The sequence below is a fragment of the Cryobacterium sp. Hz9 genome, assembly GCF_004402825.1.
Lineage (GTDB): Bacteria > Actinomycetota > Actinomycetes > Actinomycetales > Microbacteriaceae > Cryobacterium > Cryobacterium gelidum.
Map to the genome: position 1 here is coordinate 168,961 of NZ_SOFC01000023.1, position 24,985 is coordinate 193,945.

Annotated in this window: 26 protein-coding genes; 5 read left to right on the plus strand and 21 right to left on the minus strand. The window is 65.4% G+C overall.

The genetic code is table 11. The features are described 5' to 3' along the window. Positions 1-2: 2 nt before the first annotated feature. The 6 genes from E3N85_RS13250 to truB all read right to left on the minus strand — a co-directional run bounded on the left by E3N85_RS13250 (position 3) and on the right by truB (position 4,769). Positions 3-1,223 (minus strand): MFS transporter, encoded by a 1,221-nt coding sequence (locus E3N85_RS13250; RefSeq protein WP_198412114.1) that lies wholly within the window; start codon positions 1,221-1,223, stop codon positions 3-5. A gap of 9 nt (positions 1,224-1,232) precedes the next feature. After that, positions 1,233-1,886 carry a ScbR family autoregulator-binding transcription factor gene (locus tag E3N85_RS13255; RefSeq protein ID WP_134463922.1) on the minus strand — a complete coding sequence of 218 codons (654 nt, stop codon included), beginning with the start codon at positions 1,884-1,886 and terminating at the stop codon, positions 1,233-1,235. 112 nt (positions 1,887-1,998) lie between these two features. Next, complete coding sequence (locus tag E3N85_RS13260) at positions 1,999-2,946, minus strand: bifunctional riboflavin kinase/FAD synthetase (RefSeq protein WP_134463924.1); 948 nt, start codon at positions 2,944-2,946, stop codon at positions 1,999-2,001. Next, a complete protein-coding gene (locus E3N85_RS13265; RefSeq protein WP_134463926.1) occupies positions 2,943-3,380 on the minus strand; it encodes a hypothetical protein in 438 nt (145 codons plus the stop codon). The genes E3N85_RS13260 and E3N85_RS13265 overlap by 4 nt, the downstream gene beginning before the upstream one ends. A gap of 61 nt (positions 3,381-3,441) precedes the next feature. Beyond that, on the minus strand, positions 3,442-3,810 hold the full coding sequence (locus tag E3N85_RS13270; RefSeq protein WP_134463928.1) for a hypothetical protein: 369 nt from the start codon (positions 3,808-3,810) through the stop codon (positions 3,442-3,444). Further along, positions 3,807-4,769, minus strand: coding sequence for a tRNA pseudouridine(55) synthase TruB (truB, locus tag E3N85_RS13275; RefSeq protein ID WP_134463930.1), 963 nt, complete (start codon positions 4,767-4,769; stop codon positions 3,807-3,809). The genes E3N85_RS13270 and truB overlap by 4 nt, the downstream gene beginning before the upstream one ends. 34 nt (positions 4,770-4,803) lie before the next feature. Here truB and E3N85_RS13280 point away from each other — a divergent pair, with 34 nt between their 5' ends. After that, positions 4,804-5,796 carry a ketopantoate reductase family protein gene (locus E3N85_RS13280; RefSeq protein ID WP_134463932.1) on the plus strand — a complete coding sequence of 331 codons (993 nt, stop codon included), beginning with the start codon at positions 4,804-4,806 and terminating at the stop codon, positions 5,794-5,796. Between the two features lie 89 nt (positions 5,797-5,885). On the opposite strand, the gene E3N85_RS13285 is transcribed toward E3N85_RS13280, so the two are convergent. Continuing rightward, positions 5,886-6,509, minus strand: coding sequence for a hypothetical protein (locus E3N85_RS13285; protein WP_134463934.1), 624 nt, complete (start codon positions 6,507-6,509; stop codon positions 5,886-5,888). 23 nt (positions 6,510-6,532) lie between these two features. On the opposite strand from E3N85_RS13285, the gene E3N85_RS13290 reads away from it, so the two are divergent. The 3 genes from E3N85_RS13290 to E3N85_RS13300 are packed head-to-tail and all read left to right on the plus strand — an operon-like array spanning position 6,533 to position 8,830. After that, a complete protein-coding gene (locus tag E3N85_RS13290) occupies positions 6,533-7,441 on the plus strand; it encodes an A/G-specific adenine glycosylase (RefSeq protein ID WP_134463936.1) in 909 nt (302 codons plus the stop codon). A 16-nt stretch (positions 7,442-7,457) separates the two neighbouring features. After that, a complete protein-coding gene (locus E3N85_RS13295) occupies positions 7,458-8,291 on the plus strand; it encodes a thymidylate synthase (RefSeq protein WP_134463938.1) in 834 nt (277 codons plus the stop codon). Beyond that, on the plus strand, positions 8,291-8,830 hold the full coding sequence (locus E3N85_RS13300) for a dihydrofolate reductase (RefSeq protein ID WP_166783958.1): 540 nt from the start codon (positions 8,291-8,293) through the stop codon (positions 8,828-8,830). Before E3N85_RS13295 ends, E3N85_RS13300 begins: the two co-directional genes overlap by 1 nt. Before the next feature lie 91 nt (positions 8,831-8,921). On the opposite strand, the gene rbfA is transcribed toward E3N85_RS13300, so the two are convergent. From rbfA to E3N85_RS13325, 5 genes are all read right to left on the minus strand, one after another. Next, positions 8,922-9,410 (minus strand): 30S ribosome-binding factor RbfA, encoded by a 489-nt coding sequence (rbfA, locus tag E3N85_RS13305; protein WP_134463940.1) that lies wholly within the window; start codon positions 9,408-9,410, stop codon positions 8,922-8,924. 142 nt (positions 9,411-9,552) lie between these two features. Then, positions 9,553-12,417, minus strand: coding sequence for a translation initiation factor IF-2 (infB, locus tag E3N85_RS13310; RefSeq protein WP_134463942.1), 2,865 nt, complete (start codon positions 12,415-12,417; stop codon positions 9,553-9,555). A 76-nt stretch (positions 12,418-12,493) separates the two neighbouring features. After that, complete coding sequence (locus E3N85_RS13315) at positions 12,494-12,751, minus strand: YlxR family protein (RefSeq protein ID WP_134463944.1); 258 nt, start codon at positions 12,749-12,751, stop codon at positions 12,494-12,496. An 8-nt stretch (positions 12,752-12,759) separates the two neighbouring features. Beyond that, positions 12,760-13,797 carry a transcription termination factor NusA gene (gene nusA / locus E3N85_RS13320; RefSeq protein ID WP_134463946.1) on the minus strand — a complete coding sequence of 346 codons (1,038 nt, stop codon included), beginning with the start codon at positions 13,795-13,797 and terminating at the stop codon, positions 12,760-12,762. 181 nt (positions 13,798-13,978) lie between these two features. Next, on the minus strand, positions 13,979-15,757 hold the full coding sequence (locus E3N85_RS13325) for a proline--tRNA ligase (RefSeq protein ID WP_134463948.1): 1,779 nt from the start codon (positions 15,755-15,757) through the stop codon (positions 13,979-13,981). A gap of 291 nt (positions 15,758-16,048) precedes the next feature. Between E3N85_RS13325 and E3N85_RS13330 the strand changes: the two genes are divergently transcribed. After that, positions 16,049-17,674, plus strand: coding sequence for an HNH endonuclease signature motif containing protein (locus E3N85_RS13330; protein WP_166783959.1), 1,626 nt, complete (start codon positions 16,049-16,051; stop codon positions 17,672-17,674). A gap of 8 nt (positions 17,675-17,682) precedes the next feature. Here E3N85_RS13330 and E3N85_RS13335 read toward each other — a convergent pair whose 3' ends face one another. From E3N85_RS13335 to E3N85_RS13370, 9 genes are all read right to left on the minus strand, one after another. Then, positions 17,683-18,129 carry a pilus assembly protein TadG-related protein gene (locus E3N85_RS13335; RefSeq protein ID WP_134463952.1) on the minus strand — a complete coding sequence of 149 codons (447 nt, stop codon included), beginning with the start codon at positions 18,127-18,129 and terminating at the stop codon, positions 17,683-17,685. After that, the gene (locus E3N85_RS13340; RefSeq protein WP_134463954.1) at positions 18,126-18,608 is read right to left on the minus strand and encodes a hypothetical protein; all 483 of its coding nucleotides are present in this window, start codon (positions 18,606-18,608) and stop codon (positions 18,126-18,128) included. The genes E3N85_RS13335 and E3N85_RS13340 overlap by 4 nt, the downstream gene beginning before the upstream one ends. Next, positions 18,583-18,936, minus strand: coding sequence for a TadE/TadG family type IV pilus assembly protein (locus tag E3N85_RS13345; protein ID WP_241978501.1), 354 nt, complete (start codon positions 18,934-18,936; stop codon positions 18,583-18,585). The genes E3N85_RS13340 and E3N85_RS13345 overlap by 26 nt, the downstream gene beginning before the upstream one ends. 87 nt (positions 18,937-19,023) lie before the next feature. Beyond that, the gene (locus tag E3N85_RS16380) at positions 19,024-19,200 is read right to left on the minus strand and encodes a hypothetical protein (RefSeq protein ID WP_166783960.1); all 177 of its coding nucleotides are present in this window, start codon (positions 19,198-19,200) and stop codon (positions 19,024-19,026) included. Positions 19,201-19,283: 83 nt separating this feature from the next. Further along, positions 19,284-20,216 (minus strand): type II secretion system F family protein, encoded by a 933-nt coding sequence (locus E3N85_RS13350; protein WP_134463958.1) that lies wholly within the window; start codon positions 20,214-20,216, stop codon positions 19,284-19,286. A gap of 91 nt (positions 20,217-20,307) precedes the next feature. Then, positions 20,308-21,165 carry a type II secretion system F family protein gene (locus E3N85_RS13355; protein WP_134463960.1) on the minus strand — a complete coding sequence of 286 codons (858 nt, stop codon included), beginning with the start codon at positions 21,163-21,165 and terminating at the stop codon, positions 20,308-20,310. After that, the gene (locus tag E3N85_RS13360; protein ID WP_134463962.1) at positions 21,162-22,394 is read right to left on the minus strand and encodes a CpaF family protein; all 1,233 of its coding nucleotides are present in this window, start codon (positions 22,392-22,394) and stop codon (positions 21,162-21,164) included. Before E3N85_RS13360 ends, E3N85_RS13355 begins: the two co-directional genes overlap by 4 nt. A 182-nt stretch (positions 22,395-22,576) precedes the next feature. Beyond that, a complete protein-coding gene (locus tag E3N85_RS13365; RefSeq protein ID WP_134463964.1) occupies positions 22,577-23,386 on the minus strand; it encodes a 3-hydroxybutyrate dehydrogenase in 810 nt (269 codons plus the stop codon). A 91-nt stretch (positions 23,387-23,477) separates the two neighbouring features. Continuing rightward, positions 23,478-24,884, minus strand: a complete 1,407-nt coding sequence (locus E3N85_RS13370) for an MFS transporter (RefSeq protein WP_134463966.1) — start codon at positions 24,882-24,884, stop codon at positions 23,478-23,480. Positions 24,885-24,985: the final 101 nt, after the last annotated feature.

The window sequence follows — 24,985 nt, forward strand, 5'->3', positions numbered from 1 at the left end:
ACTCAGTGCGAGGGTGTCAGGCCGTCCTCCAGCATGTGCGGACGCCCGATCACCGCGCCGGCGATGATGATGGCCAGCGCGGTCGCCAACAGAAAAATGAGCGGCCAGGTCCACCCGCCGCTGAGTTCATGCAACAAGCCGAAGACCAGCGGCCCGAGCGCTCCCAGGGTGTAGCCGATGCTCTGCACGAAGCTGCTGAGGGCGACTGCACCGGCGTGTGTGCGGGTGCGCAGGTTGATGAGCACGAGCGCGAGGGGAAAGAACAGTGGTCCGAGGCCGGCGAGACTCACCCAGAGCCAGGTCAGGGTCTCCGGTGCGAACAGCAGCCCGAGGTCACCGGCGACAAACGCGAACACACCGATGTAAACGAGCGGCCCGACGTTGGTCATGCGAGCCGTGAGAGCCGGAATGATCAGTGCGCACGGAATGCCCATGCCGGCATAGACCGCGAGGAGCGTTCCTGCCTGGGCGGGGCTCACCCCGGCGGTATCGACGAGCAGTTGCGGCAGCCAGGCGAACATGGCGTAGGCGTTGAGCGACGAGACCGCGAAGACGCCCGCGAGGGCCCAGGCAATTGACGACTTCCAGAGGCGCCCGAGAATGGTCGCGTCGGCCTCGTCGACGATCGGGCCGGGCGTTCGCGCCCGGTGCCGCACCAACATGGTGATCCAGGGCACCAGAGCGAGCAGGGCGAGCAGCATCCACATGCCCAGCGAGATGCGCCAGCCGGCGGCATCCGCTACCGGAACCGCGATCAGCGGCGGTACCAGGGTGCTCAGGGCCACAACGGTGACATAGAGGCTCGTCACGAGCCCGACCCGGTCGGGGAAATACTTCTTGACTAGCGGAGGCAGCAGCACGTTGCCAATGCCGAGCCCGGCGAAAGCGATGACGCTGCCGATGATGAGCATGATGATCGAGCCGGACAGGCCGCGGGTGACGTGACCGAGCAGGATCGCGACGAGTGCGAACACGAGTGGTGCTTCCAGGCCGTGACGGCGGGTGATCATAGGGGTGAAGATGCCGAACAGGGCGAAGCACACCGGTGGGAGCATGCCGAGCACCCCGAGCGACACCGCACCGAGGGAGATGTCGACATTGATTTCGGCCACGATCGGCGAGAGGGCGGCGACGGCGGTGCGCAGGTTCGCGGCGACCAAAATAATGCCAAAGAGGGTGAGGCCGCGTCCCGGCCACAGTCGGCGGGACAGAGCGGTTATCACTCGACCATTCTACGGCCGGGCTGCGACGCGCTCCCGCTGGACGCGCTCCGGTAGGTCTTTCAGGTCGTCCCAGCGCTCGGGGGCGACGAGGCCAGGCAGCAGCAGCGTCCACATCTCGGTCAGTCGCTGATCGATGTCCCCACGCCTGGTCAGCACGTCGGAGACGACCTGCACCCCCGTGAAAGCGGCCGTGACGAAGCAAGCCGCTGCACGCACGTCGACCGTTGGAACCACATCGCCGTCGGCGATCCCCCGGCGCACGAATTCCTCACAGGCTGCTATCCAATCGAGATAGGAGGCAGACACCGGCGTCGAAAAGTTGACGGCCTCGATGGTCAGTCGCGCCCCGGCACTGACGATGAGGTCATCACGCAGCTGGCGAGCCAGCTCGTACGTTATCGAGACGAGGGCACGCAGGCCCGGCACGTTGTTGTCGAGCAGCTCTCGACCGGCACCGACCGATTCCGTGTGCTGCGCATCGATGATGGCGACCGCGAGGGCTTCCTTGGAATCGAAATGGAAGTACAACGCACCCTTGGTGACGCCGGCGGCAGCACTCACCTGCGCCAGGGATGTGCTTCCGTACCCGCGTTGTTCAAAGGCCGCCGCAGCGCCGCGAATGATGGCCGCGCGCGTTTCTTGCGCTCGTATTTGTTGTGGCATGGAACCCCCAGGAAAATGCTCGTGCCCGCAGCGTACCGGGCGAACTGACCGCCACGAATGAGCCTACAACGGTGTGACGGCGCGGTTCGCCGTCACACCGGCTGTTCCGGGACTAGTGCGAGCTCTCGCGGGCCAGGATCGAACGCACCCGAACGACGTCATCGCGAATCTGCTCAATCAGCGGGTCGATGCCCGAGTACGCGACCATTCCGCGAATCCGTTCCACGAATGAGACGTCGACGACGTGATCGTAGAGGTCGAGATCAACCTCGTCGAGCACATACGCTTCGACCTGCTTCTGGGCAACGCCGTCGAAGGTGGGGTTGTTTCCCACCGAGATCGCTGCTGGATAGCGGCGACCGCCATCCGTCAGCCAGCCGGCATACACACCGTCAGCGGGAATCAAGCCCTCGGAATCGGCCGACAGGTTGGCGGTGGGAAAGCCCAGCTCGCGACCACGAGCAGCACCGTGCACGACGAGACCGCGCACGGTCGGCAGGTGTGCGAGCAGCTGGCCAGCTGCGGTCACCGCGCCGGTGCCGAGCAGCTCGCGAATCCAGGTTGACGACACCCGGCGTTCCCCGTCCGGCTTCACATCGTCGATCGTGCGTACTTCGAAGCCGAACTCCACGCCGAGATCACGCAGCAGGTCGACATCGCCCGCGCCACCCGCGCCGAACCGAAAGTCGCGACCGACCAGCACGAAGCGGGCGTGCAGGGCGGTAACCAGGATGCGCTCGACGAATTCACGCGGCGGCAGGCTGGACAGGGCGTGGTTGAATTCGAGCAGCAGTGTCGCGTCGACCCCGGTCTCGGCCAGGAGCGTCAGCTTCTGCCCGGCGCTGACCAGCGTGCTCGGGCAGGTTGCCGGTGAGAGCAGGGCAAGCGGATGCCGGTCGAACGTGACGACGACGGCTGTCAGCTGTTCCCGCGCGGCGATGGCCTTCAGGTCGGTGATGACTGCCCGGTGCCCCGCGTGCACGCCGTCGAACTTGCCGATGCACACGGCCGAGGCAGGCCAGTCACCCGGTACCGAGTCCACACCGTAGAGGGTTTTCATGCGTGGCTTTCATCGTGCGACACCGGGTGGCGCGCGAGCCACCACATGCCGAGTAGCGGGAGCACGAGTGGAACGAAACCATAGCCCTGACCGAAGACCGACCAGACCGTTTTGTGTTGGAACAGGGCCGGGTCGATGAGGCTCAGCGTTCCGACGACGAGCACACCGAGCAGTTCGAAGCTGATCGTGGTCCAGGCGATCCGATACCAGAGCGCACTGCGCTTGATCAGGGCGACTGTCGCGACGATGTAGACCACGGCGGCCAGAGCCGACAGCGAGTACGCGAGCGGGGCATCATCAAACGCCGCGACGATCTGCACGAATGAACGTCCGGTGGCCGCCAGGGCCAGCACGCCGTAGACGGCGATGAGGAGTCGGCCGATGCCGCTCACCCGGTTGGCGGGCACGCGCGCTTCGGTCTGGGAATCTGTCATCGCTTCGCATTCATCATTGCTTGGTAATTATTGCAGCATCCGCAGCGAACCCGGGAACGGGTCAGATTCCCTGCACGTTCCAGATCTGGTTCATGCGATAGATCATGACGGCGACCGACAGGCAGGTCACGCCGAGAATGACCGTGCTCCAGCGGCTGCGTTCGACGAGGGCCCAGAACCCGGCCGCGACCGGCAGCAAAATGGCGCTGACCAGGTAGGTGTAGAACTCGAGCAGGCTGCCGGTGGCATTGTTGCCGGCCAGCGGCGCCGCGATCGCGGCAGCGAGCTGCACGATCAACAACAACTCTACGAGCGCGGTCGCCCCCATAGTGAGGTCGGTGGGCTTGCGACCAACCAGGCCGAGGATGACACAGAGCAGGCCACCGGGCACGGCGATGGCCAATTGCAGCCAGGTGAACCAATCGATCACGAAGTCTGCCTCGGTTCGGTGGTGCCTGGTTCATCCGGCGGAAAGTTCAGCAGCGACTTGACCTGGTCGCCGCGATATTCGACCAGTCCAATCAGGCGGCCGTCGGGCGCTATGGCGGCAACCGGTCCCGTGCGGGTGGCATCCCCTTCAGCACGGATGCGTTTGCCGTGGCCGAGGTCGACCGCCTGCTCTGCCGACACGTCGAGGCGCGGGAGCAGCCGGGTGGCGGCATCCGCTGGAGAAATGAGGTCGGCGCCAACGTCGACCTGTTCCAGTGTGGCGGCGTCCGCGATGAGGAACGGGCCGATGCGGGTGCGACGCAGGCTCGTGAGGTGTCCACCGACGCCGAGCGCGAGCCCGAGGTCGCGGGCCAGGGCGCGAATGTAGGTGCCGGAGGCGCACGCGACGCGCACCTCGAGATCGAGAAAACCGTCTCGGTGTGTGCTCGAGCGCAGTTCAAACTCACTCACAGTCACCGGGCGGGACGGCAACTGCACGTCCTCGCCAGCGCGCACCCGGGCGTACGCGCGTTTGCCGTCGATCTTGATGGCGCTGACCGCGCTCGGCTGCTGAATGATGTCGCCGGTGAGTGCTTCGATGCCGGCCGTGACGGCTGCGGGATCAAGAGCGACGACCTGCCCGGGCGCGGCGCGGGTGAGCTCGTCGCCCTCCGCGTCATCCGTTGTGGTGGACTGGCCGAGGCGGATGGTCGCGAGGTATTCCTTGTCGAGGCCGACGACGTAGGTGAGCAGCCGGGTCGAGCTGTCGATGCCGAGGACGAGCAGACCGGTGGCCATCGGGTCGAGGGTTCCGGCATGACCGACCTTGCGGGTTCCGGCCAGACGTCGGGTACGAGCGACAGCGTCATGGCTGGTCCAGCCCTGCGCCTTGTCAATGAGTAGAAGGCCGCTGGTCACTTCCCGAGGATACCAGCGTGCGACCGTGGCCGCGGTGCACATCGGGGCGGTGCTTCTGACGCGTAGTATATGTGCCGTGAGAATCGCGGTGATCGGTGCGGGCGCCCTGGGCAGTACCTTCGCCTGCCTGCTGGCGGAGCAGGGGCACGATCTGATCGTGACCGCCCGCGGGGCCGCGCTGCCGGTGGTACAGGCCGACGGCATCCGTTTGATCGGCGGCTACGGTGACCGGCTCGCGCGGCCGCTGGTCGTTGAACGGCTGGTTGCGCCGTGCGACCTCGCACTGGTTTGCACCAAGGCGCAGGATGCTGCGGCGGCGATTGCCGAGAACGCTGCCGTGCTCGATGGCACCCCGGTGATCGTCGTGCAGAACGGGCTCGACGGGGTCACGACCGCACGACGGCTGCTGCCGCAGTCCGCGTGTTTTGGGCTGATCACGATCATTGCCGCTCACTATGAGGGGCCCGGCCGGGTGCGGGTGACGACCGCGGCGCCCAGCTATCTCGGGCGCGGTGACGGCCCGGCCGATGCGGCGACCCTGCGCTGGCAGGCGGTTCTCGACGCCGCAGTGCCCACCCTGGCCGTGGATAACTTCGTCGGCGCGCAGTGGACCAAACTCGTCGTCAACATGCTCAACGCTCTGCCAGCCATCACCGGGCTCAGCGTGCAGGAGGTGATCGGGCAGGCGGGCCTGCGCCGGTTGATGACTCGGAGCATGCGCGAAACCGTTCGGGTGGGGTTGGCAACGCAAGTGCGGTTCGGCTCGCTTCAGGGCCTCTCCCACCGGCGGCTGCGTATGTTTGCACTGGCTCCGCTCTGGGCCGGCCAGTTGCTGCCGCTGTCGATGCGCTCGCGCATGGGCACGGTGCCCAACCAGGGTTCGACCCTGCAGAGCCTGGGGCGCGGCCAGCGCACCGAGATCGATTTTCTGAATGGGGCCGTGGCGAAGGCCGCCGCAGGAATCGGCGTGGCCGCGCCGGTGAACGCGCTGCTGACCGAACTCGTGCACGAGGTTGAACGAAGCGGCGAATTCCTGCGGCCGGGAGACGTTCTCGCCCGGTTTACCTAGGAAGGGCCGGGCGCTGTCAAGCTGATGCGGAGCGGCGCACAGTCCGGTCGGTCAGTCCGGTCGGTCAGTCCGGTCGGTCGGTCGGTCACTCAGCAGCGGTCCGTCAGCACGCGGCGCGGGGCCTGCTGATTCGTCGTATCGACGACGGCCGACACAATGTCGCGCGGGTGTACCTCGGCGAGGTAACGCGCGGCAGAATCAGTCGCGGACCCGCTGTCGGCTTCGCCTTCCAACAACACGCTGTACAGCCAGAGTCCGTGTAGTTCGGGGCGGTTGATGTAGTCGCCGTCGATGATCAGGATGGCGTCGGCCGGCGCGGTCTGCCAGGTGGGTTGAATCCAGGCATCCCGGTCGGGATCAAATTCTTCGGTGACGAATCCAGTGCTGCCGCCCATGCGAAAGGGCTCCACGAGCACCCGGCGCAGCGCCGAGTAGTCGTAGCCGATCCGGTACAGCCGCTCGGCGGTATCCGGCAGTTCCGGCGCGAGTCGTTGCTGTTCGGCGCGAGAGTGCTGGAAGTTGCGCAGGCTCGCCCGGAAGATGTGCCGTTCGTCTTCGTGGAATACCGCGGCGAGGTCGTCGGCGAAGTCGGCTCGACCGCGGGCGTCCGTTCCATCGATGGCGATGATCGTGCGGCCGCGACCGTAGTTGTGCAGAATCTCGGCGGCGATCGTGCGCAGGAACTCCGTGCGGGGTGTGGAAACCAGCTTCATGAATCGAGCCTAGGTTAGAACGGATGAACGTCACACCCGCCAATCACACCCCGCAGGTGAATTCGGCCACCGTCAGCGCAACACTCAACGCCTGGTTTCTGGCCAACGCGCGCGACCTGCCGTGGCGCCGCGACGGTTTTGGGGCCTGGGGCATTCTGGTGAGCGAATTCATGCTGCAGCAGACACCGGTGAACCGGGTCATTCCCCGGCTGGAGGAGTGGCTGGCGCGCTGGCCCACACCGGCCGATCTCGCAGCGGTGCCCCCCGGTGAGGCGGTGCGGGCCTGGTCCAGCCTCGGCTACCCGCGGCGCGCGCTGTGGTTGCATGCCGCAGCCGTGCAGATCACCGAGTTTCACGGGGGTGTGGTCCCCTCCGATCTGGACGATCTGCTGGCATTGACCGGTATCGGGGATTACACCGCGCGGGCGGTGGCCGCGTTTGCGTATGGCCATCGGCATCCGGTCGTCGACACCAACACGCGGCGCGTGATCGCCCGCGCAATCGCCGGCGCCGGAGAACCCGCACCGCCCAGCCGCGGCCGGGACCTCGAGGCGATGGGACTGCTGCTGCCGGAGAGCGCGCACGAAGCGGCCCTGTTCAACGCCGCGATCATGGAACTGGGCGCGGTCGTCTGCACCAGCCGCAGCCCGCAGTGCGACCTCTGCCCGATTCGGAATGCGTGTGCCTGGCGGGCTGCCGATTACCCCGAGTACACCGGGATCCGAAAAACGGCGCAGAAGAAGTTCGAGGGCAGCGACCGGCAGGTGCGCGGCCTGATCATGGCCGAGCTGCGCGGGGCGCACCGCTCGGTAACGAATGCCGAGATCATGACACTCTGGCCCGATCCGGCACAGTTGCGGCGCGCGTTGGCCAGCCTCGTGACCGACGGTCTGGCCATACCGGCGGCCGACGGGTACACGCTGCCTGAGTAGTGCGTACGATTGACCGGTGACATCAACGACACTCCCCACATCTTCGCCCACCGCGGATGCTCAGTATTCGGCGCTGCTCCGGGACACCCTCGAGAACGGCGCGAAGAAAGCCGACCGCACCGGAACCGGAACCCGAAGCGTGTTCGGCCGTCAGCTGCGCTTCGACCTGGCCGCCGGGTTTCCGCTCGTGACCACGAAACGCGTGCACTTCGCGTCGATCGCCTACGAACTGCTCTGGTTTCTGCGCGGTGACTCCAACGTGACCTGGCTGCAGGAGAAGGGCGTGCGCATCTGGAATGAGTGGGCCGACGAGAACGGTGAGCTGGGCCCGGTCTACGGGGTGCAGTGGCGTTCCTGGCCCACTCCCGGCGGCGACACCATCGACCAGATCAGCCAGGTGATCGACACCCTGAAAACCGATCCGGACTCCCGTCGCATGATCGTCTCCGCCTGGAACGTGGCCGACCTGCAGAAAATGGCGCTCGCACCCTGCCACGCCCTGTTCCAGTTCTACGTCGCCGACGGCAAACTCTCCTGCCAGCTGTACCAGCGCAGCGCCGACCTCTTTCTCGGCGTCCCCTTCAATATCGCCAGCTACGCCCTGCTCACCCAGCTGGTGGCGGAGCAGGCCGGCCTCGAGCTCGGCGAGTTCGTCTGGACCGGAGGGGACTGCCACATCTACGACAACCACGTCGAGCAGGTTGCCGAGCAACTCTCCCGCACCCCGTTCCCCTCCCCCACTCTGCGCATCAAGCCGGGCCGCAGGAGCCTGTTCGACTACGACTACAACGACCTCGTGCTCGAGAACTACCAGCACCATCCCGCCATCCGCGGGCGCGTCGCCGTCTGATGCTCGGCCTGATCTGGGCGCAGACCCTCGCCGGCGTCATCGGAGCCAACGGGGTGATGCCCTGGCATCTGCCGGAAGACCTTGCCCATTTTCGTTCCGTCACCCAGGGCGGCGCCGTCATCATGGGTCGGCGCACCTGGGACTCGTTGCCCGAGCGTTTTCGCCCCCTGCCCGGCCGACAGAATGTCGTGATCACCCGGCAGCGCGGCTGGGCCGGGGCCGGGGCATCCGTCGCGCACACCTTCGACGACGCGCACGCCCTCACCGAGGGGCCGGTCTGGGTGATCGGTGGGGCCGAAATCTATCGGCTCGCGTTGCCATACGCCGACACCCTCGAGGTGACCGAGATCGACGCCCAGATTGCCGGTGACACCATCGCCCCCGCGATCACCGCGGCCTGGAACCGCGTTGACTCAGACCCAGCACACGGATGGCTTCGCTCCAGCACCGGCCTGCCGTTTCGTTTCGCACGCTATCAGCGAGCCTTCGGCACCGGCGGCCGTGCCGAGCATTCGCCCGCCCAGGAACCCGCGCGTTAAACCAGGCCGGGCCTGGGCCCGGAACGAGAGCCCAGATTGATCATGGGCCGCATTCCGGGCCCGGGCCCGGTTCGATATGGTGCTGCTGGATCTAGTGTTTGGCGGTGCTGGCCGAGTCCGGCCCGTCGAGGTCGTCTGACTCGTCGTCGCCGAGGTCGTAGTCGCGCGGCTTCTTGTAGGGGTCGGCGTCGCCGGCGTAGGTGGCTGTGCCCTTACTGTCTTCGGTCGCGCTGTCACGATCGTGCGCTTCGCGCAGAAGGTCGTCGATGAGCGCCGCGTTCTCGGGAATGCCATCGGCGATGAACTCGATCGACGGTGTGAGCCGTGCGGTGATGTTCTTGCCGACCTCGCTGCGCATCAGGCCGGTCGCGGCCTTCAGCGCGGCTGCACTGTCGGTGCGCTCCTCGATCGAGCCATAGACCGTGTAGAACACCGAGGCATGCTGGAGATCCCCGGTGACCTTCACGTCGGTGATGGTCACGAACCCGAGCCGAGGATCGCGCAGGCCGCGTTCCAGTCGCTTGGCGACGATGACCTTAATGCGGTCCGCCATCTTTCTGGCGCGTTCCGGATCTGCCATGACTCACTCCTTGTTAGCGGGCGCCGAGGCGCCCGGTCATTCTCTGTACTTTTCTGTCCGCGAAGAGAAAGGACGGCCACCCACCGACCCAACCCCAACCGGGGTCGGGCCCCAGCGGAGCCCGACCCCGGAAAGCCAAACGCTAGACGCGCGGCTTTTCCTTCATTTCGATGGTCTCAATCTCATCGCCAATCCGGATGTCGTTGAACTTGCCCAGTCCGATACCACACTCGAAGTCCGTACGAACCTCGGTGACATCGTCCTTGAACCGGCGCAGCGACTCGATACCCAGGTTGTCCCCCACCACGATGCCCTCGCGAATGACGCGAGCCTTGGCATTTCGGGTGATGGTACCGGAGCGCACGATGACACCGGCGACGTTTCCGAACTTCGACGAGCTGAAGACCTCGCGAATTTCGGCGATACCGCTCTGGACCTCTTCGTACTCGGGCTTGAGCATTCCCTTGAGGGAATTCTCGATGTCTTCGAGGGCGGAGTAGATGACGGAGTAGAAACGCACGTCGACGCCTTCGCGAGCAGCACGCTCGCGGGCCTTCGTGTCCGGGCGCACGTTGAACCCGATGATGATGGCGTTGTCGACGGTCGCGAGGTTGACGTCGCTCTCCGTGACCGCACCGACACCACGGTGGATGATCCGCAGCTGAACCGAATCGTCGACCTCGATCTTGAGCAGCGACTCTTCCAGGGCCTCAACGGCACCGGAAACGTCACCCTTGATGATGAGGTTGAGCGACTCGACCTTGCCCTCTTCGAGGGCACGGGTGAAGTCTTCGAGGCTGATGCGCTTGCGGGCCTTGGCCAGCAGTGCGTTGCGCTCGGCGGCTTCACGCTTCTCGGCGATCTGACGCGCGGTGCGGTCTTCCTCGATGACGAGGAAGGTGTCACCGGCGCGGGGAACGCTCGAGAGACCCTGCACCTGCACGGCGCGAGACGGTGTGGCGGCGAGAACGGCAACACCGTTTTCGTCGGCCATCGCACGAACGCGGCCGTAGGCCGTTCCGGCGACGATGGAGTCTCCCACGTGCAGCGTTCCGGACTGGATGAGCACGGTTGCCACCGCGCCGCGGCCCTTGTCGAGGCGGGCCTCGATGGCGACACCACGGGCATCCTTGTTCGGGTTGGAGCGCATGTCGAGTCCGGCATCGGCGACCAGGAGCACAGCGTCAAGGATTTCCTGGATGCCGGTCTTGTTCTTGGCCGACACGTCGACGAACATTACGTCTCCGCCGTACTCTTCGGCGACGAGACCGAATTCGGTGAGCTGCTGACGCACCTTCTGCGGGTTGGCGCCGGGCTTGTCGATCTTGTTCACTGCGACCACGATCGGCACGTTGGCGGCCTGGGCGTGGTTGAGCGCTTCAATCGTCTGCGGCATGATGCCGTCATCGGCGGCGACCACAAGAATGGCGATGTCGGTGACCTGCGCACCACGAGCACGCATGGCGGTGAACGCCTCATGGCCCGGTGTGTCGATGAAGGTCAGCGCGCGGTCGATACCCTCGTGCTCGGTGATGATCTGGTACGCACCGATGTGCTGCGTGATTCCGCCGGCTTCACCCTCGGCGACCTTGGCGTTACGGATCGCGTCAAGAAGCGCGGTCTTACCGTGGTCGACGTGGCCCATGACGGTGACGACAGGAGGGCGAATCTCGAGGTCTTCATCGGTTTCGTCTTCCAGTTCCTGGTCGATGTCGATGTCGAACGCGAGCAGCAGCTCACGGTCCTCGTCATCGGGAGAGACCATTTGGATCTTGTAGCCGAGCTCGCTGCCGAGCACGTCAAACGTGGCCTCGTCGAGGGACTCCGTTGCCGTGGCCATTTCACCGAGGTGGAACAGCACGGTGACGAGATTTCCGGGGCTCGCGTCAATCTTGTCGGCGAAGTCCGTTATGGATGCTCCGCGACGGAGACGAACAACGGTGCCACCGTCGCCGCGGGGTACGGATACTCCACCCAGCGACGGGGCCTCACGCAGCTCGAACTCTGCTCTCTTCGTACGCTTCGACTTGCGCGCCTTGTTCTTGCCGCCACCGCGACCGAAGGCACCAGCGGTGCCACCGCCCGGGCCGCGACCGCGACCGGCTCCGCCGCCACCACCGGCCGGGCGGGGCGGACCGAAGCCGGGCGCTCCGGCCGGAGCGCCAGGACGAGTGAATCCGGGGCGTGCGGCGCCCGCTCCACCCGGGGCGCCGCCCGGGCGCTGGAAAGCGCCTGGGCGCTGGCCGAAACCGGTCGGGCGTGCAGCCTGACCGGGTCCGCCGGGACGCGGTGCGCCCGGACGAGGCGCTGGCGGCCGCGGAATGTTGCTCGGGGTGGGTGTTGCGGGGCGCTGGCCCATGCCCTGCGCACTCGCGAACGGGTTGTTACCCGGACGCGGCGGCTGGGTGGGACGCTGACCCATGCCCTGGTTGCTGGCGAACGGGTTGTTGCCCGGTCGTGCTGCTCCGGGGCGAGGCATGCCAGGCTTGACCGGCGTAGCCGAACGTTCCGTGGTTTTCGCTTCGGGGGTGTCCGTGCCGGGCTTGTCTGCGGCATTAGCTGCGGCGACCTGGTCGGCAGCGGCAGCTTTCTGGGCAGCAGCAGCCTTCTCAGCGGCCTGAGCCTGGCGCTCGGCCACGGTCAGCGGCGCTACCGGAAGGGGCGCCGCATCCGCTGCCGGGACAGACTCGACCACAACCGGGGCTACCGGTTCAGCGACGGGCTTGGGGCCGGGACGAGCACCCGGCTTGGCGCCGTGGCTCGGACGAGCGGGCGTTGCCGTAGTGGCGGCACCAACGGCAGCACCTGCGGCGGGCGCGGGTGTTGCAGCCTTGGCAGCGGCACTCTCCGCCTCGAGCGCAGCGCGAAGGCGACGCGCTACCGGCGGTTCAACACTGGAAGACGGTCCCTTGACGAACTCGCCCATTTCTTTCAATTTCGCAAGAGCTAACTTGCTGTCGACTCCGAGCTCGGTAGCGATCTCGTGTACGCGTGGTTTCGCAGCCACAATTCTCCTGTTCCGGGCCTGCACCCGGAAAGGGGCAGACCGTTAGTAACGGACGGGTCTCATTTCGAGCCGCTCATTAGTTATCCATAAGCCAATTCAGCCTGTTCTCTAGTTGTTTCGCGTCCAGTGACCTGGTCACACGAAAGGCACGCCCGAAAGCATGTCGCCTTACGGCGTCCTGAAAGCACGAGTGGCGGGCATGCAGCCACGCACCTCTACCGGGGAGTGTGGCGGTTTCATCCACCACAATTTCTGAATTCCCAGCAACGATCCGCAATAGTGAGGATCGAGGGGCGCGCGAACGGCAGCCAATACACGTTCTTACGGACTTCATCGTACCCCCTATTCGGCATCCTCCAGAATGCTGTCGGGCTGGATGTCGATTTTCGCACCGGTCAGCTTGGCCGCGAGGCGGGCGTTCTGCCCCTCTTTGCCGATCGCGAGCGAGAGCTGGTAGTCGGGCACGAGGGCACGCACAGCCTTGATCGACTCGTCGATCACGTAGGCGCTCGTCACCTTGGCCGGCGACAGGGCGCTCGCAACGAAGGTCGCGAGGTCGGGCGAGAAGTCGACGATGTCGATCTTCTCGTTGTTGAGCTCAACGGTCACGGCGCGCACGCGCTGGCCGAGTTCGCCGATGCAGGCGCCCTTGGCATTGACGCCGGGCTCGGTCGCACGCACGGCGATCTTGGTGCGGTGGCCAGCTTCGCGGGCAAGCGAGACGATCTCGACGACTCCGCTGGCGATCTCGGGCACCTCGAGTGCGAAGAGCTTGCGCACGAGCGACGGGTGCGTGCGCGACACGGTGATCTGGGGGCCTTTGAGCCCACGACCGACAGCCGTGACGAACACGCGAATGCGCGCGCCGTGCACATAGCTTTCGGTGGGAACCTGCTCCTCGGGGGGCATGATCGCTTCGATGGTACCGAGATCGACGTGAATCATGCGCGGGTTGGGGCCCTGCTGGATGATCCCGGCAACGATGTCACCCTCGCGGCCCTTGAACTCACCGAGCACAGCGTCGTCGGCCAGGTCGCGCAGACGCTGGTTGATGACCTGCTTGGCGGCAAAGGCAGCGATTCGACCGAAATCGGTCGGGTTGTCGACGGCCTCGCCGATGACGTTGCCCTCATCATCGTGCTCGGGAATGTAAATGTCGACGTGCCCGGACTTGCGGTCGAGAACGACGCGCGCTTCGGGAACTTCCTGACTGGAATGATTGGCGTCGGCAATCTTCGAAGCTTCAAGCTTTGTCACATCCTGCTGGATGTGCTTGACATAGGCGGTCAGAATCGCCTGTTCAATGATTTGTACGAGTTCCTCAAAGGGAATCTCTTTTTCGCGCTCCAGTAGCCGCAAAACACTGAGGTCGATGTCCATGGCCGGCCTCCTCTATTCAGATCTTGCCGCCGCGAAACCGCGCAGCGGGCTGGATACTACGGTACCTGACTCTGCGGCGCCCCGTCACCCACTCAGCCGTGCCTGGCTGGTTCTGGCGGGCTCGCTACAGAACGGATGCTGCCAGTCGGTCAGCATCCGTTCCAAACGAATCGGGCGGCTCTCAGACGAAGTGCTTCGCAACGTCGGCGACGTCGACCTGCTCGCGGTCGCCGGTGCGGCGGTTCCACAGTTCGACGATGCCGTCGGCGGCGCCGCGGCCGACGATGACGATCCACGGCACGCCGATGAGTTCAGCGTCGCCGAACTTGACGCCGGGCGAGACCTTGCGGCGGTCGTCGTAGAGCACCTCACGATTGGTGGCCTCGATCGCCGCGACAACGGCCTCTGACGTGTCGAAGACGATTTCGTCACGGCCGGTGGCGATCACGTGCACATCGAACGGAGTGACCGATTCGGGCCAGATCAGGCCCTTTGCATCATTGTTGAGTTCGGCGATGACCGCGAGGATGCGGGTGACGCCGATGCCGTACGAGCCCATTGTGACCGTGACCAGCTTGCCGTTCTCGTCGAGAACTTTGAGGCCGAGCACCTCGGCGTACTTGCGGCCGAGCTGAAAAACGTGCCCGATTTCCATGCCACGAATGAGTTCGACCGGGCCAGACCCGTCGGGGGCCGGGTCGCCGGCGCGCACATCGGAGGCCTCGACCACATCGTCGATCGCGAAGTCGCGGCCGGCGACCAGGCCGAACACGTGACGGCCCGCTTCGTTGGCGCCGGTGATCCACTCGGTGCCGGCGACCACGCGCGGGTCGACCAGGAAACGGATGCCGGTGGTCGACTTCTCACCGAGCACCGCACCACGGGTTTCATCGACGCCGAGGCCCCACGGGCCGATGTAACCCTTGACCAGGCCGGGGTTCTTGGCGAAGTCGCCTTCGTTGGCGGCCTCAACCTCGGCGGGCGCGAATGCCACCTCGACGCGTTTGAGGTCGACCTCGCGGTCGCCAGGAACGCCGATGGCGATGAGTTCTCGCGTGCCGTCCAGGCTGGTCAGCGCGAGCACGACGTTTTTGAGCGTGTCGGCTGCCGTCCACACCCGGCCATCGGGGCGGGGGTGTTCGGCGTTGGCCTTGTCGACCAGCGTCTGGATGGTCGGGGTGTTCGGGGTGTCGAAGACCTGCGCGGCGGGCAGAGCGGTGAAATCTTTGTCGGCCGGCACGAGGGTGCGGAACGCCTCGATGTTGGCCGCATAGCCACCGCTGCTGCGCACGAAGGTGTCTTCGCCGACGGAGGTGGGGTGCAGGAACTCTTCACTCTTGGAGCCACCCATCGCGCCGGCATCCGCTTGCACGATCTCATAGTCGAGACCGAATCGGGAGAAGATGCGCTCGTAGGCGTCGCGCTGCAACTGATAGCTGACGTCGAGGCCGGCATCGGTGTAGTCGAAGGAGTACGCGTCCTTCATGGTGAACTCGCGGCCGCGCAGCAGTCCGCCCCGCGAACGGGCCTCATCGCGGTACTTGTCCTGAATCTGATAAATCGACAGTGGCAGGTCTTTGTAACTGCTGTACAGGTCTTTCACCAGCAGCGCGAAGACCTCTTCGTGGGTCGGCGCGAGCAGCATATCGGAGCCCTTGCGGTCTTTCAGGCGAAACAGTCCCTCGCCGTATTCGTCCCAGCGGCCGGTCACCTCGTAGGGTTCGCGTGGCAGCAGGGCGGGAAAGTGCACCTCGTGCGCTCCGGCGGCCTGCATCTCCTCACGGATGATGCGCTCCACCTTGGCCTTCACCCGCAAGCCGAGCGGCAGCCAGGCGAAAATACCCGGCGCCTGACGACGGATGTAGCCGGCCCGCACGAGCAGGCGGTGGCTGGTCACTTCGGCGTCGGAGGGGTCTTCGCGGAGAGTACGGAGAAAGTAGTTGGAGAGACGTGTAGGCACCCGTCTACCTTACGCGGGCGCCGCCGAACGCTCCCCCACCCGAGTATTGATGCAGGCTCGGGTCGGGCCGGCGACGACGGGTCCTGAAATATCGGTCACAGGTTGCGCATATGCAATGGCTCGACACGGAGCGAGAGCGAGAGCGATGATCGCGTCTCGAGTGTGAAGCACACCGTTTGCCGCTCTCAAAGATCGTAGACAACTCTTATAAAACATCAGCATTAAGCTGAGTTTCTCTCGTTTTCAGGTATGGTTTGGGCTATAATTGTGGGTGAAGGAGGCACCGCCGCCATGACCCTCACCGCCCCGCCCGCCGCAGCCGGCTCTGTGCCGGAACCCGAGGTTTCCCGGGTCGCGGCGATTGCCCAGGCTGGTGCGATTCTGGCTGCGGCGTTGGATGGGGTGCGGTTTGGTCACCTCGACGACACCGAAGCCATCGCGGTTATGGCGGCCCTGGAAGCTCTTGGTCGCAAGGTTGATGGGGCCAGGCTTCGAGCCACCACCGACCTCGGTGCTCGTGCCGAGGCCGATCTTGGCACCGGGTCGCTCGCCTACAGGAACGGATGCCGCAACCGGGTCGATTTCATCAGCCACCTTGCTGGCATCTCCGCCCGCGAAGCCAAACGCCGCCTCAAGCTGGGTGAGACCGCCGTGGAACGCACCCCGCTCGGGCTGCCCGTGCCGGCCCGCTACCCGGTCATCGCCGCCGGCCTCAAAAGCGGTGACCTCGGCATCGAGTCGGCGGAGATCATCGCCACCACCTTGACCGCGTTGCACGGCCGGGTCGGGCAGGACGACCTCGACCGGGTCGAACGCGCCCTCGTCGCCTCGGCGACCGGCGCCATCACCCCCGAGACCGCCGGGCTACCCGGCGCGGGGATCCGCTTTGCGCCCGACCTGCTACAGGCGCAAGCCCTGGAATGGCAGGGCCGCCTCGATCCCGACGGCACCGCCCCCAACGACGATGCCGTCGAAGCGACAAGCACCCTCACGTTCGGGCTGCTGCGCAATGGGCTCTACCCGCTGCGCGCCGACGTCACCCCCGAACTCCGCGGCATCATGGACACCCTGTTCGACACCTATCTGTCGGCGCGGTCGACAACACCCAGGTTTCTGCCAACCGAACTGCTCAACGGCACGGCTGGCACCGGCACCGGCACCGGCGCGGAGCCGTTCAGCGACGAACCGTTCAGCGGCGACACCCGCTTCGGTGTTGATCAGACCAGTGGTGACCGCCGCACCGGTGGGGAGAAACGCGCCGACATGCTCCGCACCATCTTCGAATTCGCCGCCCGCGACCCACACACCCCGACCATGGGCGGCGCCGCCCCGACCGTGATGGTGCACATCAATGCCGTCGACCTTGACCAGGGCCGCGGTGTCGGCTGGATCGACGGCATCGACGCCCCCCTTAGCTTCCGCCGCGTGAGTGAACTCATCTGCGCCGGCGGCTACCAACAAGTACTGCTCGGCCAGAACGGCAACGTCCTCAACCTCGGCGATACACTCCGCTGCTTCACCGCGAAGCAACGCGCCGCGATTGCCGCCCGCGATGAGGGCTGCCTCATCCCCGGCTGCACCATCCCGGCCCGCTGGTGCGAAGTGCACCACGTTATCCCGTGGCAGCAGAACGGACCCACCAACATTGGTAACGGCACCCTTTTGTGCTGGTACCACCACCACACCATCGACACCGCCGGATGGAAAATCCGCATGATCCGAGGAAGACCCCAGATACAAGGGCCACTCATCTGGGACCCGACCCAAACCTGGCGACCCGCCCGCACCACCGCGCCAACACCAGCACCAGCACCAGCACCAGCACCAGCACCAGCAACAGCAACAGCAACAGCCGGCCAGAACCACCCTGGCGCACCTAGGCTCCGTGGGCTGAATCTGTGTAACCGGTGCTGCTGAAATCGGCGCTAGTGAAACACCGCCCGGGATACCACCGTCACCTCGAGCGGTACACCGTCAGGGACCACGAGGGTGAGCACGGGCGGGCGCCACCACGAGCGCAACGTCACCGACGCGCTCTGCCCATCTGCTGATGCCGCACTCGTCACGGCGAGCGCCTCGAACGAGTCGTGCGGAACGAGGCGCAGGTACTCGTCCACCGCCGCTGACACCGCGTCCGATCGCAATTGTGGCCGGGGTCCAACGATGCCGAGCTGGACCGCATCGAGGGTGAACGCCTCAGACCCGGCGAGCGACGCCCCGTCGGCGAGGCTCAGCAACCGTTTGTGTTCGAGATAGAGCGACGTCGCAGACAGGGCTACGAGCACCAGGCTCAAGGCCAGAAAGCCGTAGAAAATAGTGAGCAGCAGTGTGGACCCGTCTTCGTTCGACGAGTGCGAAAGGCGCATGGTCATCCGAGCTCTCCAAACCGGGACACGATCTGCGTCGACGACGCCGTCATCGGCACACTCGCGTTCTGGTTCAGCGCGAGCAGGTCGGGCACCAGCGGAAGTGAAATGCCAATGCGCACGGTGACCGTCACGAGCCCCTGGCGGGTCAGACAGCGACTCGCACCACCAGCGCACTCGATCTGCACCTCGGCATCGCCCGGGTCTAGACCGTAGTCCTCGAGCGCGAACGCGACGGCCCGGCGAGCCCGCACCGTGCCTGTGACCTCATCCGGGGACTGCACGTATACCCGGGCCGCCTGCCGCGCGGCGCCCTCCACGGCGAGTGCACCGCCCTGCAAGGCCGACAGCGCGAGCACCAGGTAGACCAGTGGAACGAGCAGAATCATGCCCGCCGTGATGAACTCGAGCGACGCCGAGCCAGCCTCCCAATCGCGCAGCACGGCGCGAGCGCTGCCCCTACCCCAGCGATTCGACCGCAGCATGAGCGACCACCTCCAACTTACGCGGGGCGCCGAGCAACCCCATGAGCGGCAGCGGCGCGATCACCCGCACTTCAACGGTGGTGTATCCGGAACTCACGCCGTATTTCGCCACGACATCGGTGGCGTAGGTCATTCCAATGGCCGTCGTGATGAGATCGCGCGTGCGTTGGGCTCCCGCGAGCAAGCTGCTGTCCGCGAGCGCGGCATAGCGTGCGCCCTCGGCGGCGGCGTCGAGCACGGTATTGCGAATGTGCAGTGCAAGGGCAAGCTGCATGACCATGAGCGTCAGAAAGGTCAGCAGCGACACCACCATGACAAATTCGGCCACAGCGGAACCCGACTCGTCTCGGAACCTGTTCGGGCGCAGCCAGTTGCGGTGTCGCATCCGCTTGCAGCTCTCGTACATGCCGCCCGGTCAGAAACTGCTGACGCGATCCATGGCCTGCTGGAACACCCCGCTGAGGGCGGGGCCCGCGAGTCCCCAGATAATCAAAACCAGACCGGCTGTCATCAGCGTGATCAGCACCCAACCGGGGACATCACCCGTTTCATCGCGGACCAGACTGCGGAGGCGGAGCGTGAATCGGTTCATGGCATTCCCTTTTCTCGTGAGCTTGAGCGCGGACGGTGCGAAGGCAGTACAGCAGTGCAGCGGTGCGGTGGTGCGGTGGTGCGTCAGAACCCGGCCTGAAGCACAACGAGCCCTGGAAAAACAGCGAACAGTACGGTCATCGGCAGAATCAAAAAGACCAATGGCACGAGCATCGCGACTTCTTTCTTGCCGGCCAGCTCGAGCAGCGTGCGCTTGGTCTGGTCGCGGGAATCCTGCGCTTGCGCCCGCAACACCTCGGCCAGCGGCGACCCCCGGTCCAGTGCGCCCGTGACCTGGTCCACCAACCGGGTCACCTCCGGCAACTGGATACTCCGCGACAGTGCCTGCAACGCCGATGCGATCGGAACCCCGGTATGCACCTCCGCGACCACCCCGGCGAATTCTCGCGATAACTCCCCCGAACTCGTCCGCGATACGCGTCGGATGGAGTCCAGGATGCCTTCTCCGGCCGATAGCGACAAGGTGAGGAATTCGAGGACGGTCGGCAGTTCGCTTCGCATGCGTGCCAGCCGGGCGGTGGCTGCACGCTGGAGCAGCCAATCCCGCAGCATGGCGCCCCCGACCGCGGCCACGAACGGCACGGACAGACGGGCAGGAAGTAACAGCTCGGGGAGGGCGACGATGGTGAGCACTGTTCCGGCGGCAAAGGCCAGCAACGCCCAGACGAGCTGCACGGAGCGAAACTCCTCGACCGTCTTCACCGACCCGGCCTGGTGCAGGCGACGCGCAATGGTGTCGCTGCCACCGAGCAGACTCGACAGCCCGCGGGTGAGCGCACCGAACATCGGCGCGAATAGGCTGCCCAGCACGGGAATCGGATTCACCGTTCGCCGGGCGACGATGCGGCGCGCTTCCGGGGAAATGTCGAGGATATAGGGCACCACCCGGTCGATCAAGCGGGGCCGGGTCAGCCGCGGTGTCAAGCTCACGAGCGACCACAACCCCACGCCGAGGCCACTTCCGCACAACACGGCCCAGCCCAGCGCGGCGCTCATCGGTCCCACGACTTCAGAACACTCATGGGGGTCATGCGTGAATAGTGACGCATAGCGACGAAACACGTCAGAGTTATGCACAGGTTGATGTCTAGGCGAACCATCGGCGTTCCTCCGGCAGACGACCCAGGGCAATCATGACGCGAAAGGCAACGATCGACAGGGCCAGGCCGCTCGCGATCACGACGACGCCGGCCGGCGAGTTGTAGGCAATGGCGGCTTCCGGCCGGGAGGCGAGCAGAATCAGGATGATCCACGGCGCCGCAACGCCCAGCCGGGCCGCGTTCACCACCCACGACTGGCGGGCTTCCACTTCGAGCCGCACCGCGGCATCCTGTCGCAGCCAGGCAGCGAGGCTGCGCAGCACGATCGTGAGATCGCTCCCGCCGACCTCCCGTGCCATCCGCAAGGTCTCCAGAATACGATCGGAGACCGGGTCGGCGAGGGATCGTTTAAGCTCGTCAACGCAATAGCTGAAATTGCCGGTGGCGCGGTATTCACGCTCGAACTGCGCGAACGCGATGCGGGTCGCGGGCGGCCCGGCCTGGGCGAGGCTGCTCACGCTGTCTGGCAACGCCAGCCCGGAGCGGAGCGCCGACACCAGATGGTCGACAACGTCGGGCCACACCGTGCGATTAGCCCGGCGCCGCGCCGCAGCCCGCCACGACACGATCAACCACGGCAGCAGCAGCCCGGCCAGGCCGGCGACAGCGCTGAGCGCGAGCACCGCGAAGATTCCGTGCACGAGGGCAGCGGATGCCACACCCACGATCGCCGACAGCGCCAGGAACGCCGGCACTGGCGCCGACCGCAGCCCGCCCTGAACCAGGCGCACCCGCATCCGCTCACCCACGCGCGTACGCTCGGCAACGGACCCGGCCGGCCAGAGGAATGGTGCGAGTACAAGCACGAGTCCGCTGCCAAACAGGCACCCCAGCACGAGCGTCATGCGGCCCCCTGTCGCAACACCTGCGCCGGGTCGACGCCGGCAGCTCGAAACTTGGCGAGCTTGGTAGGGTGCGAACCGGTTGGTTCGAGGTGTCCGTGCGGGGAGAGAAACAGCGGGCTCGCCTCGATGGCCGAGCCTGCCAGCTGGCCGCTCGGCGCGATGATTTCGGTGACCCGTCGGCGGCCATGCCGATCGATCTCGCAGTGCACCACGATGTCGATGCAGCCCGCCACGGTCGGCAGCACGAACGACGAGTCAATATTGCGGCCGGCAAGCAGCGGCAGGGTCGAGAGTTTCGCGAGCGCATCCCGTGCACTATTGGCATGAATCGAACACATGCCGGGCAGTCCACTATTCAGCGCAATCAGCAGGTCGAGACTTTCCGCTTCGCGAACCTCGCCGACCACCAGCCGGTCGGGACGCATCCTCAGCGACTCCTTGATCAGCCGGCGCAGGGTGATCTCCCCGGTTCCCTCCAGGCTCGGCTGCCGACACTGCATCGCGACCACGTCGCGGGCCGACAGGTCCAGTTCGAAAGTCTCCTCCACGGTCACGATGCGTTCGCCCGGACGCGTAGATGAGAGCAGAGCGTTCAGCATCGTCGTTTTGCCGGTCTGAGTGGCGCCGGACACCAGAATGTTCTGCCCGCCGAGTACGCAGATTCGCAGAAAATCGGCGGCCTGCTGGGTGAGCGCGCCGAGCCCGACCAGCTGGTTGAGCTCGCGGATACGTCGAGTGAATTTGCGAATGTTCACCGCCCAGTGCTTGCGCGTTATATCCGGAATCACCACGTGCAGCCGGGACCCGTCCGGCAACGAGGCATCTACGAACGGTGACGAGAGGTCGACCCGGCGACCGGAGGCCTGCAACATCCGCTCGACCAGATCGCGCACGTCTTGCTCTCTGAGCAGCAGCGTCGTCAGCTCGGGAACCCCGTCGCGCGCCACGAACACCCGGGCTGGGCCATTGATCCAGATCTCCTCGATGTCGGGGTCGTCGAAAAAAGGCTGCAGCACGCCGAAACCGGTGAGCGCCGCCACAACCTCGCGGGTGGCCTGGTGTTCGTCGGCGATCATCGGCGCGAGCCCGCCGAGCGCCCGCTCGCTGTAACGACGCAGTTCGTCGCGCACATACTGCTCCACCAACGCGTTGTTGGCTGACAGGTCAACGCCCTCGCGGCGCACCCGTAGTCGAACTTGCTCTGTAATGATACGAACGGCTTCGGTCATCCCCGAATGATGGCCTCATTCACAGTTCTTTGTGCAAGTTCTCCACAGGGCTTGTTTTTCGGTGCTCTGAACAGCAAAAATGGCGGCGGCGAATGCCTCGGCATCCGTCGCGGCCATCCGTGCCCGACCCGGCCTGCCTGCCCGCCCGCCCGACTCAGCCTGCCAGCCCGCCCGACCCAACGTCAGCGGGCCGACCAGCCGCCGTCCATCGTGTAGCTCGACCCGGTGACCATAGCGGCGTCGTCGGAGGCGAGCCAGGCCACGAGCGACCCCACCTCGGCCGGTTCGACCAGACGCTTGATCGCGCTCTCGGTGAGCATGATCTTGCTCAGTACCTCAGCCTCCGGAATTCCGTGCACGAGCGCCTGGTCGGTGATCTGCTTTTCGACCAGGGGCGTTCGCACATAACCGGGAGCCACACAATTGCTCGTGACGCCGTGGATTCCCCCTTCGAGAGCGGTGACCTTGGACAGGCCTTCCAGTCCATGTTTGGCCGCCACGTAGGCGCTCTTGAACGGTGAGGCGCGAATGCCGTGCACCGACGACACGTTGACGATGCGCCCAAAATTAGCCGCATACATCTGCGGTAGCACTGCCCGAATCAGCAGGAACGGCGCCTCCAGCATCAGCGTGAGGATGTTATGAAAATCGGTCGGCTTGAAGTCCTGGATCGGGTTGATCCGCTGAATTCCTGCGTTATTGACCAGAATGTCGACGCCGTCCAGCGCGAGTCGGAGGGCATCGTCGGTGAGGGTATCGGTGTCCATGAGGTTGACGGTCCAGACTGATCCCCCGATCTCCTCCGCCAGGGCGGTGGCACCGGCCGTGTCGATGTCGGCGACGACGACTTGCGCGCCACCGGCGGCGAGCGCCCGCACCACGGCGGCGCCGATTCCGCTCGCTCCGCCGGTGACGAGGGCTCGACGCCCGGCGAGGGGCTGTTCGCTGGTGCGCACAGGCGTGTCGCCAACGGCGTCGGTGAGATCAGTCATGTTGTTCCTTTGATTGCGCGCTTGTTGCACGAGCAGGGCGGTGGGAGGCGGGGCACCAACGGCACCGCCTCGCCCCGACAGATCGAGCCGGTCAGTTCTTCTGGGTGACGGGCTCGAGCCCATGCTTGCGCGCATCCACGGCGTCGACCTCGCGCAGCGATACTTCCTTGGTTTCCTTGAGGGTGACCACAGCGACCGCCGTGATCGCGCAGGCGATCATGATGTAGATCGCGACGGGCACCCAGGTGCCATATTCCTGCAGTAGTGCGGCGGCGATGATCGGCGCCATCGACCCGGCCAGGATCGAGGTGACCTGGTAACCGAGCGACACACCCGAGTACCGCATGCGAGTCGGGAACATCTCGCTCATGATGGCGGGCTGGCCCGCGTACATCAGGGCGTGGAAGCACAACCCGACCGTGACGGCCAGGATGATGAGCACAGGGTTCAGGGTGTCAAACATGGGGAAGGCAAAGAACGCCCAGGTAGCACCGAGCACGGCGCCGGCCAGATACACGGGCTTGCGCCCCACGCGGTCCGAGAGACGACCGACCTGCGGAATCACGATGAAGTGCACGACGTGCGCGATCAGCAGAGCAATCAACAGCTGGCCGGTGTCGTACTCGTGCACCGTTTTCAGGTAGACGATCGAGAAGCTCACGATGATGTAGTACAAAATATTTTCGGCAAAACGCAGTCCCATAGCTCCGAGGATGCCCTTGGGGTACTTGCGCACAACCTCGAGCACCCCGTAATTGACGGCCTTCTCGGCCTCGACCTGCGCGCGAGCCTCGAGAAAGATCGGGGCTTCACTGACGTGGGTACGAATGTAGTAACCGATCACGACGATGATTGCGGACAGCCAGAACGCCACGCGCCAGCCCCAGCTGAGGAACTGCTCTGGCGGGAGAATCCAGGTCATGGTGAGCAGTACGAGTGTGGCGAGTAGGTTGCCCACCGGAACAGCGGCCTGCGGCCAGCTCGACCAGAAGCCACGGGATTGGTTCGGGCTGTGCTCGGCAACGAGAAGAACAGCGCCGCCCCACTCACCACCGACGGCGAAACCCTGTATGAAGCGCAGGGCCACAAGGAGCGCCGGTGCCCAGTAGCCGATGGTGTCGAAACCGGGCAGGCAGCCCATCAGGAAGGTGGCTGCCCCGACCATGATGATTGTCACCTGCAGGGTGTGCTTGCGGCCGAGCTTGTCGCCGATCTGACCGAACACGATGCCACCGAGCGGCCGGGCGATGAACCCCACCGCATACGTGAGGAAGGCGGCAATGATGCCGTCAAGCTCACTGCCAGCGTTCGGAAAGAAGACCGTGCCGAAGACCAGGCTCGCGGCGGTGGCGTACAAGAAGAACTCGTACCATTCCACGACCGTGCCCACCATGGAAGCGGCGACAATCTTCTTCAAACCTGATTTTTCGGTTTCGCTTCCGGCGAGGCGCGTGGCCGTGCCGGAATCGGCAGCCCCAACGCGTTGATTGACACTCATTGTCTATCTCCTTTGTGTCGTCGATGACACGTCGTTGGCCTGAGTACTAGGGAAGAGCTTGGTCGTCTCTAGAGAAACACGACCTGATTGAGTATTCCCGC

Bases quoted from the DNA above. Each gene is read 5' to 3' on its own strand.
- E3N85_RS13265 (WP_134463926.1), bottom strand. From the start codon at position 3,380: ATGACAGATTCCCAGACCGAAGCGCGCGTGCCCGCCAACCGGGTGAGC.
- E3N85_RS13335 (WP_134463952.1), bottom strand. From the start codon at position 18,129: ATGACCATGCGCCTTTCGCACTCGTCGAACGAAGACGGGTCCACACTG.
- rbfA (WP_134463940.1), bottom strand. From the start codon at position 9,410: ATGGCAGATCCGGAACGCGCCAGAAAGATGGCGGACCGCATTAAGGTC.
- E3N85_RS13330 (WP_166783959.1), top strand. From the start codon at position 16,049: ATGACCCTCACCGCCCCGCCCGCCGCAGCCGGCTCTGTGCCGGAACCC.
- E3N85_RS16380 (WP_166783960.1), bottom strand. From the start codon at position 19,200: ATGAACCGATTCACGCTCCGCCTCCGCAGTCTGGTCCGCGATGAAACG.
- nusA (WP_134463946.1), bottom strand. From the start codon at position 13,797: ATGGACATCGACCTCAGTGTTTTGCGGCTACTGGAGCGCGAAAAAGAG.
- E3N85_RS13285 (WP_134463934.1), bottom strand. From the start codon at position 6,509: ATGAAGCTGGTTTCCACACCCCGCACGGAGTTCCTGCGCACGATCGCC.
- E3N85_RS13360 (WP_134463962.1), bottom strand. From the start codon at position 22,394: ATGACCGAAGCCGTTCGTATCATTACAGAGCAAGTTCGACTACGGGTG.
- E3N85_RS13350 (WP_134463958.1), bottom strand. From the start codon at position 20,216: ATGAGCGCCGCGCTGGGCTGGGCCGTGTTGTGCGGAAGTGGCCTCGGC.
- E3N85_RS13300 (WP_166783958.1), top strand. From the start codon at position 8,291: ATGCTCGGCCTGATCTGGGCGCAGACCCTCGCCGGCGTCATCGGAGCC.
- E3N85_RS13260 (WP_134463924.1), bottom strand. From the start codon at position 2,946: ATGAAAACCCTCTACGGTGTGGACTCGGTACCGGGTGACTGGCCTGCC.
- truB (WP_134463930.1), bottom strand. From the start codon at position 4,769: ATGTGCACCGCGGCCACGGTCGCACGCTGGTATCCTCGGGAAGTGACC.
- E3N85_RS13340 (WP_134463954.1), bottom strand. From the start codon at position 18,608: ATGCTGCGGTCGAATCGCTGGGGTAGGGGCAGCGCTCGCGCCGTGCTG.
- E3N85_RS13365 (WP_134463964.1), bottom strand. From the start codon at position 23,386: ATGACTGATCTCACCGACGCCGTTGGCGACACGCCTGTGCGCACCAGC.
- E3N85_RS13290 (WP_134463936.1), top strand. From the start codon at position 6,533: ATGAACGTCACACCCGCCAATCACACCCCGCAGGTGAATTCGGCCACC.
- E3N85_RS13255 (WP_134463922.1), bottom strand. From the start codon at position 1,886: ATGCCACAACAAATACGAGCGCAAGAAACGCGCGCGGCCATCATTCGC.
- E3N85_RS13355 (WP_134463960.1), bottom strand. From the start codon at position 21,165: ATGACGCTCGTGCTGGGGTGCCTGTTTGGCAGCGGACTCGTGCTTGTA.
- E3N85_RS13315 (WP_134463944.1), bottom strand. From the start codon at position 12,751: ATGAAGTCCGTAAGAACGTGTATTGGCTGCCGTTCGCGCGCCCCTCGA.
- E3N85_RS13370 (WP_134463966.1), bottom strand. From the start codon at position 24,884: ATGAGTGTCAATCAACGCGTTGGGGCTGCCGATTCCGGCACGGCCACG.